This window comes from Streptomyces sp. NPDC005423, assembly GCF_040606415.1.
In the GTDB taxonomy this organism is placed as follows: domain Bacteria; phylum Actinomycetota; class Actinomycetes; order Streptomycetales; family Streptomycetaceae; genus Streptomyces.
The window spans coordinates 81903-94322 of sequence record NZ_JBEXET010000008.1; the positions used below are offsets into that span (position 1 = coordinate 81903).

Annotated in this window: 11 protein-coding genes; all 11 read left to right on the forward strand. The window is 69.3% G+C overall.

Annotated features, from left to right (window positions below):
• The first annotated feature begins 8 nt into the window (after positions 1-8).
• Genes ABZT12_RS12375 through nuoL form a run of 11 tightly spaced genes read left to right on the forward strand, consistent with a single transcriptional unit; the run spans position 9 to position 12417 of the window.
• Entirely contained in the window at positions 9-563 is a 555-nt protein-coding gene (locus ABZT12_RS12375) for an NADH-quinone oxidoreductase subunit B (protein ID WP_023547484.1), read from the forward strand.
• Entirely contained in the window at positions 560-1303 is a 744-nt protein-coding gene (locus ABZT12_RS12380) for an NADH-quinone oxidoreductase subunit C (RefSeq protein WP_356381615.1), read from the forward strand. Before ABZT12_RS12375 ends, ABZT12_RS12380 begins: the two co-directional genes overlap by 4 nt.
• On the forward strand, positions 1300-2637 hold the full coding sequence (locus tag ABZT12_RS12385; protein WP_356381618.1) for an NADH-quinone oxidoreductase subunit D: 1338 nt from the start codon (positions 1300-1302) through the stop codon (positions 2635-2637). The genes ABZT12_RS12380 and ABZT12_RS12385 overlap by 4 nt, the downstream gene beginning before the upstream one ends.
• The gene (gene nuoE, locus ABZT12_RS12390) at positions 2634-3491 is read left to right on the forward strand and encodes an NADH-quinone oxidoreductase subunit NuoE (protein WP_356381621.1); all 858 of its coding nucleotides are present in this window, start codon (positions 2634-2636) and stop codon (positions 3489-3491) included. The genes ABZT12_RS12385 and nuoE overlap by 4 nt, the downstream gene beginning before the upstream one ends.
• Positions 3488-4837, forward strand: a complete 1350-nt coding sequence (gene nuoF / locus ABZT12_RS12395) for an NADH-quinone oxidoreductase subunit NuoF (protein WP_356381624.1) — start codon at positions 3488-3490, stop codon at positions 4835-4837. The genes nuoE and nuoF overlap by 4 nt, the downstream gene beginning before the upstream one ends.
• On the forward strand, positions 4834-7362 hold the full coding sequence (locus ABZT12_RS12400) for an NADH-quinone oxidoreductase subunit G (protein ID WP_356381627.1): 2529 nt from the start codon (positions 4834-4836) through the stop codon (positions 7360-7362). The genes nuoF and ABZT12_RS12400 overlap by 4 nt, the downstream gene beginning before the upstream one ends.
• Positions 7359-8729, forward strand: a complete 1371-nt coding sequence (gene nuoH, locus ABZT12_RS12405) for an NADH-quinone oxidoreductase subunit NuoH (protein WP_356381630.1) — start codon at positions 7359-7361, stop codon at positions 8727-8729. Before ABZT12_RS12400 ends, nuoH begins: the two co-directional genes overlap by 4 nt.
• Entirely contained in the window at positions 8722-9372 is a 651-nt protein-coding gene (nuoI, locus tag ABZT12_RS12410) for an NADH-quinone oxidoreductase subunit NuoI (protein WP_356381633.1), read from the forward strand. The genes nuoH and nuoI overlap by 8 nt, the downstream gene beginning before the upstream one ends.
• On the forward strand, positions 9369-10211 hold the full coding sequence (locus ABZT12_RS12415) for an NADH-quinone oxidoreductase subunit J (protein WP_356381636.1): 843 nt from the start codon (positions 9369-9371) through the stop codon (positions 10209-10211). The genes nuoI and ABZT12_RS12415 overlap by 4 nt, the downstream gene beginning before the upstream one ends.
• Positions 10208-10507: an NADH-quinone oxidoreductase subunit NuoK gene (nuoK, locus tag ABZT12_RS12420; RefSeq protein ID WP_018568277.1), complete on the forward strand. Its 300-nt coding sequence runs from the start codon at positions 10208-10210 to the stop codon at positions 10505-10507. The genes ABZT12_RS12415 and nuoK overlap by 4 nt, the downstream gene beginning before the upstream one ends.
• A 14-nt stretch (positions 10508-10521) precedes the next feature.
• Positions 10522-12417: an NADH-quinone oxidoreductase subunit L gene (gene nuoL / locus ABZT12_RS12425; protein WP_356381640.1), complete on the forward strand. Its 1896-nt coding sequence runs from the start codon at positions 10522-10524 to the stop codon at positions 12415-12417.
• Positions 12418-12420 lie beyond the last annotated feature (3 nt).

The following is a 12420-nucleotide window of genomic DNA, read 5'->3' on the forward strand; positions in this document are numbered from 1 at the left end:
CATAGGACATGGGACTCGAAGAAAAGCTGCCGAGCGGCTTCCTGCTGACCACCGTCGAGCAGGCCGCGGGCTGGGTGCGCAAGGCGTCCGTCTTCCCCGCCACATTCGGCCTCGCGTGCTGCGCCATCGAGATGATGACGACCGGCGCCGGTCGTTACGACCTCGCGCGCTTCGGCATGGAGGTCTTCCGCGGATCGCCCCGCCAGGCGGACCTGATGATCGTCGCGGGCCGCGTCAGCCAGAAGATGGCGCCGGTCCTCCGGCAGGTCTACGACCAGATGCCGAATCCCAAGTGGGTGATCTCCATGGGGGTCTGCGCCTCGTCGGGCGGCATGTTCAACAACTACGCGATCGTGCAGGGCGTCGACCACATCGTCCCGGTCGACATCTATCTGCCGGGCTGCCCGCCACGGCCCGAGATGCTGATGGACGCGATCCTCAAGCTCCACCACAAGATCCAGACCTCCAAGCTCGGCGTGAACGCCGAGGAGGCGGCCCGGGAGGCGGAGGAGGCGGCGCTCAAGGCCCTGCCCACCATCGAGATGAAGGGCCTGCTGCGGTGAGTGATGCGAACGGCACCCACGGAGCCGACCCCGAGAAGGACCTCGGCGGCTCCAACCTCCCCGGTCAGCGCGGCGAGGGCGGTGAGGAGATCCGCGTCCAGCGCGGCATGTTCGGCGCCGAGAACGGCGGCGACACCTCCGGCTACGGCGGCCTGGTCCGCTCGATCCGCCTCCCGGGACCGGCCACCCGGCCCTACGGCGGCTGGTTCGACGAGGTCGCGGACGAACTGGAGGGCGCCCTGGAGGAACAGGGCCTGCTGCCCGACAACGCGATCGAGCGCACGGTCGTCGACCGTGGCGAACTCACCTTCCACATCGAACGCGAGCACCTGCCGCGCGTCGCCCGGACCCTGCGCGACGACCCCGCCCTGCGCTTCGAACTCTGCACCGGCGTCAGCGGAGTCCACTACCCGCACGACAAGGGCCGCGAGCTGCACGCCGTCTACCACCTGCGGTCGATCACCCACAACCGGCTGATCCGCCTCGAAGTCAGCGCTCCGGACAGCGACCCGCGCGTTCCGTCGCTGGTCTCCGTCTATCCGACCAACGACTGGCACGAGCGCGAGACGTACGACTTCTTCGGCATCGTCTTCGAGGGCCACCCGGCCCTGACGCGGATCATGATGCCGGACGACTGGCCGGGTCACCCGCAGCGCAAGGACTACCCCCTCGGCGGCATCGCCGTCGAGTACAAGGGCGCCCAGATCCCGGCTCCGGACCAGCGGAGGTCGTACTCGTGAGCACATCCCAGACATCCGCGTCCGCGGCTTCGGCGCGCGAGACGACCGAGGGCACCGTGTACACGGTCACCGGCGGCGACTGGGACGAGGTCGTCCAGTCCGCGGCCCGCGCCGACGACGAACGCATCGTCGTCAACATGGGGCCCCAGCACCCCTCCACCCACGGGGTGCTCCGCCTCATCCTGGAGATCGACGGCGAGACGGTCACCGAGGCCCGCTGCGGCATCGGCTACCTGCACACCGGTATCGAGAAGAACCTCGAATACCGCACGTGGACGCAGGGCACCACGTTCGTGACGCGCATGGACTACCTGACGTCCTTCTTCAACGAGACCGCCTACTGTCTCGCCGTCGAGAAACTCCTCGGCATCGAGGACCAGATCACCGAACGCGCGAAGATCGTCCGGGTGCTCCTGATGGAGCTGAACCGGATCTCCTCCCACCTGGTGTGCATCGCCACCGGCGGGATGGAACTCGGCGCCACCACGATCATGATCTACGGATTCCGTGATCGTGAAATGATTCTCGACATCTACGAGCTCGTCACGGGCCTGCGGATGAACCACGCGTACATCCGCCCCGGCGGACTCGCCCAGGATCTCCCGCCCGGCGCGGTGGACCGGATCCGCGAGTTCGTGAAGAAGATGAGGAAGAACCTCCCGGAGTACGACAAGCTCGCCACCGGGAACCCCATCTTCAAGGCCCGCATGCAGGACGTCGGCTACCTCGACCTGGCCGGCTGCATGGCCCTCGGCGCCACCGGCCCGATCCTGCGCTCCACCGGCCTCCCGCACGACCTGCGCAAGACCCAGCCCTACTGCGACTACGAGACCTACGACTTCGAGGTCCCGACCGCCGACAGCTGCGACTCCTACGGCCGCTTCCTCATCCGGCTGGAGGAGATGCGCCAGTCCCTCGCGATCGTCGAACAGTGCCTGGACCGGCTGCAGCCCGGCCCCGTCATGGTCGCCGACAAGAAGATCGCCTGGCCCGCCCAGCTCGCGCTGGGGCCCGACGGGCTCGGCAACTCCCTCGACCACATCAAGAAGATCATGGGCACCTCCATGGAGGCCCTGATCCACCACTTCAAGCTGGTGACCGAGGGCTTCCGCGTCCCGCCGGGCCAGGCGTACGTGGCGGTCGAGTCGCCCAAGGGCGAACTCGGGGTGCACGCCGTCTCCGACGGAGGCACCCGCCCCTACCGGGTCCACTTCCGCGACCCGTCCTTCACCAACCTTCAGGCCATGGCGGCGATGTGCGAGGGCGGCCAGGTCGCCGACGTCATCGTCGCCGTCGCGTCCATCGACCCCGTGATGGGAGGCGTCGACCGGTGACCACCAGTTCTTCGGAGCAGGGCGTCAGTCTGGGCATGCCCCAACTGCCCGCGCCCGACTACCCGGACGACGTCCGAGCCCGACTGGAGGCCGACGGGCGGGAGATCATCGCCCGCTACCCGGACTCCCGCTCGGCCCTCCTGCCGTTGCTGCACCTGGTGCAGGCGGAGGAGGGGTACGTCACGCGCACGGGCCAGCGGTTCTGCGCGGACCTGCTGGGGCTGACCACGGCCGAGGTCGCCGCCGTCGCGACCTTCTACACCATGTACCGGCGCCGGCCGAGCGGTGACTACCAGGTGGGCGTCTGCACCAACACCCTGTGCGCGGTGATGGGCGGCGACGCGATCTTCGAGTCCCTCCAGGAACACCTGGGCATCGGCAACGGCGAGACCACCGACGACGGCAAGGTCACCCTGGAGCACATCGAGTGCAACGCGGCCTGCGACTTCGCGCCCGTCGTGATGGTCAACTGGGAGTTCTTCGACAACCAGACCCCGGGCAGCGCCCGGCGTCTCGTCGACGACCTGCGCTCCGGAGCGCAGGTCGAGCCCACGCGCGGGGCCCCGATGTGCACCTTCAAGGAGACCGCGCGGATCCTGGCCGGCTTCCCCGACGAGCGGCCAGGGGCCGTCGAGGCGGGCGGCAGCGCGGGACCGGCGTCGCTGGCGGGCCTCCGCCTGGCCAAGGGAGAGACCGCACCCGCGCGCGTGGTCCATCCGCGGCGCTCGACCGCCCCGAAGGACCGAGCGGACCGTTCGCCCGCCGAACACCTCAGCTCGCACGACGCGCCGCAGGACACGTCGGCCTCCGACCCGGCCCACCCGGCCGGGCCCGTCGCCGAGGAGGGGGAGTGATGACCTTGGCACCCGAACTGAAAGACCACAGCCCGGAGAAGCTGCTCGCACCCGTGCTGTCGGCCTTCTGGGACGAGGACAAATCCTGGACGCTGGACGTCTACCGAAGGCACGAGGGGTACGAGGGGCTCCGCAAGGCGCTCGCCATGTCCCCGGACGACCTCATCGCGTACGTCAAGGAATCCGGTCTGCGGGGCCGCGGTGGCGCCGGCTTCCCCACGGGAATGAAATGGCAGTTCATTCCCCAGGGAGATGGAAAACCGCACTATCTAGTTGTCAACGCCGACGAGTCGGAGCCGGGAACCTGTAAGGACATCCCGCTCCTCTTCGCGAACCCGCACAGCCTCATCGAGGGCATTGTCATCGCGTGTTACGCCATCAGGTCGTCGCATGCCTTCATCTATCTGCGTGGTGAAGTCGTCCCCGTTCTGAGGCGGTTGCACGAGGCCGTGCGCGAGGCCCGCGCGGCGGGCTACCTCGGCGAGAACATCCTGGGCAGCGGTCTCGACCTCGAACTCACCGTGCACGCCGGCGCGGGCGCGTACATCTGCGGTGAGGAGACCGCGCTGCTCGACTCGCTCGAAGGCCGCCGCGGTCAACCGCGGCTGCGTCCCCCTTTCCCCGCTGTCGCGGGCCTCTATGCGTGTCCGACTGTGGTGAATAACGTCGAGTCGATCGCGTCAGTTCCCGCCATTCTGCAAAAAGGCAAGGAATGGTTCAGGTCGATGGGCAGCGAGAAGTCCCCGGGCTTCACGCTCTACTCGCTCAGCGGCCATGTCGCCGCCCCCGGCCAGTACGAGGCCCCGCTCGGCATCACGCTCCGCCAACTTCTGGAGATGAGCGGCGGCATCCGGGCCGGACACCGCCTCAAGTTCTGGACGCCGGGCGGCTCCTCCACGCCGATGTTCACCGAGGAGCACCTCGACGTCCCCCTCGACTACGAGGGAGTGGGCGCCGCCGGTTCGATGCTCGGCACCAAGGCCCTCCAGTGCTTCGACGAGACGACCTGCGTGGTCCGAGCCGTCACCCGCTGGACCGAGTTCTACGCCCACGAGTCCTGCGGCAAGTGCACACCGTGCCGTGAAGGGACGTACTGGCTCGTGCAGTTGCTGCGCGACATCGAGGCCGGCAAGGGCGTCATGTCCGACCTCGACAAGCTGAACGACATCGCCGACAACATCAACGGCAAGTCCTTCTGCGCCCTCGGCGACGGCGCCGCCTCGCCGATCTTCTCCTCGCTCAAGTACTTCCGCGAGGAGTACGAGCAGCACATCACGGGCCGGGGCTGCCCCTTCGACCCTGCCAAGTCCACGGCGTGGGCCGACCGCACGGAGGTGAACGCATGACGGTACAGCAGTCCGATCGCGGCTCCGCCGCGGGCTCGCGCACCTCCGACGGGGGAGAGGCGGCGGTCCCGCCGGAGGATCTCGTCTCGCTGACCATCGACGGAGCCGCGATCAGCGTGCCCAAGGGCACTCTGGTCATCCGGGCCGCCGAACAGCTCGGCATCGAGATCCCCCGCTTCTGCGACCACCCCCTCCTCGACCCGGCCGGCGCCTGCCGCCAGTGCATCGTCGAGGTCGAGGGCCAGCGCAAGCCGATGGCGTCCTGCACGATCACCTGCACGGACGGCATGGTCGTCAAGACCCAGCTCAGCTCGCCCGTGGCCGAGAAGGCCCAGCACGGTGTGATGGAACTGCTCCTCATCAACCACCCGCTGGACTGCCCGGTCTGCGACAAGGGCGGCGAGTGCCCGCTGCAGAACCAGGCGATGTCGCACGGCAACGCCGAGTCGCGCTTCGAGGGCAAGAAGCGGACCTACGAGAAGCCGGTACCGATCTCCACCCAGGTGCTGCTCGACCGTGAGCGGTGCGTGCTGTGCGCCCGCTGCACCCGCTTCTCCCAGCAGATCGCGGGCGACCCGATGATCGAGCTGCTGGAGCGGGGCGCGCTGCAACAGGTCGGCACCGGCGAGGGCGACCCCTTCGAGTCGTACTTCTCCGGGAACACCATCCAGATCTGCCCGGTGGGCGCGCTCACCTCGGCGGCGTACCGCTTCCGCTCCCGCCCCTTCGACCTGGTCTCCTCGCCCTCCGTGTGCGAGCACTGCGCCGGCGGCTGCGCGACCCGCACCGACCACCGGCGCGGCAAGGTGATGCGCCGCCTGGCGGCCCAGGACCCGGAGGTCAACGAGGAGTGGCTGTGCGACAAGGGGCGCTTCGCGTTCCGGTACGCGCAGCAGCGGGACCGGCTGGACACCCCGCTGATCCGTAACCCGGAGGGTGAGCTGGTGTCGGCCTCCTGGCCGGAGGCACTCCAGATCGCGGCGCAGGGACTGCTCGCCTCGCGCGGCCGGACCGGCGTCCTGACCGGCGGCCGGCTCACGGTCGAGGACGCGTACGCCTACAGCAAGTTCGCGCGCGTGGCCCTCGACAGCAACGACATCGACTTCCGCGCCCGCGTGCACAGCGGCGAGGAGGCCGACTTCCTGGCGGCACGGGTCGCCGGCCGCGGCCGTGATCTCGACGGTACGGGTCTCACGTACACCTCCTTGGAGAAGGCGCCGGCCGTCCTGCTGGTCGGCTTCGAGGCCGAGGAGGAGGCACCCGGGGTCTTCCTGCGGCTGCGCAAGGCATGGCGGGGCCACGGGCAACGGGTGTTCGCGCTGGCCACGCACGCGACGCGCGGTCTGGAGAAGGCCGGCGGCACGCTGCTGCCGGCGGCTCCCGGTACCGAGACCGAGTGGCTGGACGCGCTCGCGAGCGGCACCGGTCTGGAGGGCGGCGGGGCCGAGGCGGCCGAGGCGCTGCGCACCGAGGGCGCGGTGATCGCCGTGGGCGAGCGCCTCGCCGCGGTCGCCGGGGGCCTCACCGCCGCCGTGGGAGCCGCGTCCGCCACCGGGGCCCGGCTGGTGTGGATTCCGCGCCGGGCCGGGGAGCGCGGCGCGATCGAGGCGGGCGCGCTGCCGTCGCTGCTGCCGGGCGGGCGTCCGGCCACCGACCCGCGCGCGCGTGAGGAGGTCGCCGCGGTGTGGGGTGTCGCCGAACTCCCGCACCGTTACGGCCGGGACACCGGTCAGATCGTCGAGGCCGCCGTCAGCGGTGAGTTGCAGGCGCTGCTCGTGGCGGGCGTGGAGGTCGCCGACCTGCCCGACCCGGCACGCGCGCGTGCGGCACTTCAGGAAGCCGGCTTCGTGGTCTCCCTGGAACTGCGGCCCGGTGAGGTGACCGAGCACGCGGACGTCGTCCTGCCGGTCGCCGCGGTCGCCGAGAAGGCCGGTACCTTCCTCAACTGGGAAGGCAGGGTCCGCCTCTTCGAGGCCGCGCTCAAGCCCGACCAGATGACCCGGAGTCCCGCGCCGACCGACGCGCGCGTGCTCCAGATGCTGGCCGACGCCATGGACGTACATCTGGGACTGCCCGATCTGCGCACCGTCCGGGCGGAGTTGGACCGGCTCGGGGCGTGGGGCGGGTCCGTGGCCGCCGATCCCCGGGAGACCGCGGGTGTGCTGCCGCGACCGGCCGCCGGAGAGGCCGTGCTCGCCGGGCACCGGCTGCTGCTCGACCAGGGCGCCCTCCAGGAGGGCGACGAGGCGCTCGCCGGCACCCGGCACGCCGCCCACGCGCGCGTGTCGGCCGCCACCGCCGCCGAGGCCGGCGTCAAGGACGGCGACGTCCTCGCCGTCACCGGTACCGCCGGGACCGTGCGACTTCCGCTGCGGATCAGCGAGATGCCCGACCGCGTGGTCTGGCTCCCGCTGAACTCCACCGGCGGGGGTGTCGCCTCCGACACCGGGGCGCGGCCCGGCGCACTCGTCCGCATCGGTCCGGCGACCCTCGCCGGCGAGGCCCCCAAGGAGGTGGAGGCATGAGCCCATACCCGTACCTCGCTGCGGAAGACCTCTCGATGTTCGGCCGCGACCCCTGGTGGCTCGTCGTCGTCAAGGCGGTGTTCTGCTTCGCCTTCCTGATGATCACCGTGCTGTTCTCGATCGTCTGGGAACGCAAGGTCGTCGCCTGGATGCAGCTGCGCATCGGGCCCAACCGGCACGGCCCCTGGGGCATGCTCCAGTCGCTGGCCGACGGCATCAAACTGATGCTCAAGGAAGACCTCGTCGTCAAGCGCGCGGACAAGGTGGTCTACATCCTCGCGCCGATCGTCGCGGCCGTGCCGGCCTTCATGGCGATCGCGGTGATCCCCTTCGGGCCGGCCGACAACGAGGTCTCCGTCTTCGGGCACCGCACCACGATGCAGCTCACCGACCTGCCGATCGCGATGCTCTACATCCTCGCGGTCGCCTCGGTCGGCATCTACGGCATCGTCCTCGCGGGCTGGAGCTCCGGATCGACCTACCCGCTGCTCGGCGGACTCCGCTCCTGCGCGCAGATGATCTCCTACGAGATCGCCATGGGCGCCGCGTTCGCCTCGGTGTTCCTCTACTCCGGGTCGATGTCCACCTCGGCCATCGTCGAGCAGCAGCACGACCGCTGGTACATCATCCTGCTGCCGGTCTCCTTCCTGATCTACGTCGTCACGATGGTCGGCGAGACCAACCGCGCCCCCTTCGACATGCCGGAGTCCGAGGGCGACCTGGTCGGCGGCTTCAACACGGAGTACTCCTCCATCAAGTTCGCGATGTTCATGCTCGCCGAATACGTGAACATGGTGACGGTCTCGGCGGTCTCCACCACCCTCTTCCTGGGCGGCTGGCGGGCACCGTGGCCGATCAGCGGCTTTTGGGAGGGCGCCAACCACGGCTGGTGGCCCCTCCTCTGGTTCGTCATCAAGGTCCAGCTGCTGCTGTTCTTCTTCATCTGGCTGCGCGGCACCCTCCCGCGCGTGCGCTACGACCAGTTGATGAAGCTGGGCTGGAAGGTCCTCATCCCGGTCTCCGTGGTCTGGCTGATGCTCGTCGCCACCGTGCGGACCCTGCGGAACGAGAACTACGACTTCGCCGACATCGCCCTCTACGTCGTCGGCGGCGTGCTCGTCCTGCTGCTGCTCTCCTTCCTCGTCGACATGTTCCGCGAGAAGGCGAAGGAGGACGCCTCGGCCGCCGGGGAACCCGCCGGCTTCGACCCGATGGCGGGCGGATTCCCCGTACCCCCGCTGCCCGGCCAGGAGCTGCCGCCGGTGCCCCGGCGCAGCCCGCGTCGCGAGCGGGAGTTGATTGTCAGTGGTGGGTCCGATACTGCCAGTGACGGATCTCTGGATGGAAAGGAGGCGTCCGATGGCTGAGGAGCCGAAGGAGACCGGGCAGAACGAGCCCGGCTTCCAGAACCCCGTGGCCGGCTTCGGTGTGACCTTCAAGGCCATGTTCAAGAAGCGGCTGACCGAGCAGTACCCGGAGGAGCGGAAGACCACCGCACCCCGGTTCCACGGACGGCACCAGCTCAACCGCCATCCGGACGGCCTGGAGAAGTGCGTCGGCTGCGAGCTGTGCGCCTGGGCCTGCCCCGCCGACGCCATCTACGTGGAGGGCGCCGACAACACCGACGAGGAGCGCTACTCGCCGGGTGAGCGGTACGGCCGCGTCTACCAGATCAACTACGCCCGCTGCATCCTGTGCGGTCTCTGCATCGAGGCGTGCCCCACGCGCGCGTTGACGATGACGAACGAGTTCGAGCTGGCGGACACCAGCCGCGCCAACCTCATCTACACCAAGGAACAGCTGCTGGCCGGCCTCGACGAGGGCATGGTCGACAGCCCGCACGCCATCTACCCGGGGATGGACGAGCAGGACTACTACCGGGGACTCGTGACGGAGGCCGCGCCCGGCACGGAGCGTCAGACGGCGCTCTCCAAGGGCGAGGCCCCGCAGGAGGCCGACTCCACCTCCGGGGAGAGCGAGCCGGCGTCGGAGAAGGTGATCCGTCGATGACCGCGCAGCTCGCCGCCTACTCCACCTCCACCGGAGAGGCCTTCCAGTTCTGGGTCCTCGGCACGGTCGCCGTGCTCGGCGCCCTGTCCACCGTCTTCTCGAAGCGGGCCGTGCACAGTGCGCTCTCGCTCGCCGGGACCATGGTCGTCCTCGCGGTGTTCTACCTCGCCAACGGCGCCTACTTCCTGGGCATCGTGCAGATCGTCGTCTACACCGGCGCGATCATGATGCTGTTCCTGTTCGTGGTGATGCTGGTCGGCGTCACGGCGGCGGACTCCCTGAAGGAGACCATCAAGGGCCAGCGCTGGCTCGCCCTTCTCTGCGGGACCGGCTTCGGCGTACTGCTCCTGGCAGGTATCGGCAACGCCTCCCTCCAGCAGTTCGACGGCCTGGCCACGGCCAACGCCAACGGCAACGTGCAGGGTCTGGCGTCCCTCATCTTCACCAAGTACGTCTTCGCCTTCGAGATCACCGGCGCCCTGCTGATCACGGCCGCCGTCGGCGCCATGGTGCTCACCCACCGCGAGCGCACCGAGCGGCCCAGAACCCAGCGCGAGCTGTCGGAGCAGCGTGTCCGCGAGGGCAGGCACGTACCGCCGCTGCCGGCACCCGGTGTCTACGCCCGGCACAACGCGGTGGACGTCGCGGGCCTGCTGCCGGACGGCACCCCGTCCGAGCTGACGGTCAGCAAGACGCTCCGCGATCGCGGCCAGGTGCGTGACGTGTCGGCGGAGGCGCTCAACGACCTGCGCGCGCTGGAGCGCCGCGCGGAGGAGCGACTGGAGCGGACCGGGACCGAGCCGACGGACCTCCGGCGGACCGAGGAGGCGTCGCAGTGAATCCCGTCAACTACCTCTATCTCGCCGCCCTGTTGTTCACGATCGGCGCCACCGGTGTGCTGATCCGGCGCAACGCGATCGTCGTCTTCATGTGCGTCGAGCTGATGCTCAACGCCTGCAACCTCGCGTTCGTCGTCTTCTCCCGGATGCACGGCAACCTCGACGGCCAGATCATCGCGTTCTTCACGATGGTCGTCGCCGCCGCGGAGGTCGTGGTCGGGCTCGCGATCATCGTGTCGCTGTTCCGTTCCCGCCACTCGGCCTCGGTCGACGACGCCAGCCTGATGAAGCTCTGAGGGGTCGCTGAATCGTGGAGAACCTGATTGCGCTGCTGGTAGCGGCGCCTCTGCTCGGAGCGGCCGTACTGCTGTGCGGCGGCCGGCGGCTCGACGCCGTCGGCCAGTGGGTCGGCACGGCCCTCGCGGCCACCTCCTTCGTGATCGGTGCCGTGCTCTTCACCGACCTGCTGGGAAGGAGCGCCGAGCACCGGACCCTGACGCAGCACCTGTGGACCTGGGTTCCGGTCGAGGGCTTCCAGGCGGACGTCACCTTCCGCCTCGACCAGCTGTCGATGACCTTCGTTCTGCTGATCACCGGTGTCGGCTCGCTGATCCACCTGTACTCGATCGGGTACATGGAGCACGACGAGCGCCGCCGCCGCTTCTTCGGCTATCTGAACCTGTTCCTCGCGGCGATGCTGCTGCTCGTCCTCGCCGACAACTACCTTCTGCTGTACGTCGGTTGGGAGGGCGTCGGGCTCGCCTCCTACCTGCTGATCGGCTTCTGGCAGCACAAGCCCAGCGCGGCGACCGCCGCCAAGAAGGCCTTCCTGGTCAACCGGGTCGGCGACATGGGCCTGTCGATCGCCATCATGCTGATGTTCACGACGTTCGGGACCTTCGCCTTCGGGCCGGTGCTCAGCCACGTAGGTGACACCTCCGAGGGCAGGCTCACCGGCATCGCCCTGATGCTGCTGCTCGCCGCCTGCGGCAAGTCCGCGCAGGTGCCGCTCCAGTCCTGGCTCGGGGACGCCATGGAGGGCCCGACCCCGGTCTCGGCCCTGATCCACGCGGCGACCATGGTGACCGCGGGCGTCTACCTGATCGTCCGCTCCGGAGCGATCTTCAACGCGGCGCCCGACGCCCAGCTGGTCGTCACCGTGGTCGGCGCCGTCACGCTGCTCTTCGGTGCGATCGTCGGTTGCGCGAAGGACGACATCAAGAAGGCACTGGCCGGCTCGACCATGTCGCAGATCGGCTACATGGTGCTCGCCGCGGGCCTCGGCCCCATCGGCTACGTCTTCGCGATCATGCACCTGGTGACGCACGGCTTCTTCAAGGCCGGCCTGTTCCTCGGCGCAGGCTCCGTCATGCACGGCATGAACGACGAGGTCGACATGCGCAAGTACGGCGGCCTCCGCTCGTACATGCCGATCACCTTCGTCACCTTCGGCCTCGGCTACCTCGCCATCATCGGCTTCCCCGGTCTGTCCGGCTTCTTCTCCAAGGACAAGATCATCGAGGCGGCCTTCGCCAAGGGCGGCACCGAGGGCTGGATCCTCGGCGGCACGGCCCTGCTCGGCGCGGCCATCACGGCGTACTACATGACGCGCGTGATGCTGATGACGTTCTTCGGCGAGAAGCGCTGGCAGCCCGACGAGAACGGCGTCGAGCCGCACCCGCACGAGGCCCCGAAGACCATGACCATCCCCATGATGGTGCTGGCCGTCGGCTCGGTGGGCGCGGGCGCCTTCTTCAGCGTCGGCGACCGCTTCCTGCACTGGCTGGAGCCCGTCACCGGCCATGCCGAGGGCAACTCCCCGGTCAGCGCCCTGACGGTGACCCTCTCCACGATGGTGGTGCTCGTCATCGGCGCCGCGATCGCCTACGGGCAGTACGGCCGGCGTCCGGTCCCGGCCGTCGCCCCGCGCGGATCGCTGCTCACCCGGGCCGCCCGGCGCGACCTCCTCCAGGACGACTTCAACCACGTCGTCCTGGTACGCGGCGGAGAGCACCTCACCCGCTCCCTGGTCTACGTCGACCACACCCTGGTCGACGGTGTCGTCAACGGCACGGCGGCCTCGATGGGCGGCCTCTCCGGAAGGCTGCGCAAGCTGCAGAACGGCTATGCGCGCAGTTACGCGGTCTCGATGTTCGGCGGTGCGGCACTCCTCGTCGCCGCGACCCTGCTGATGAGGGCGGTCTGATAC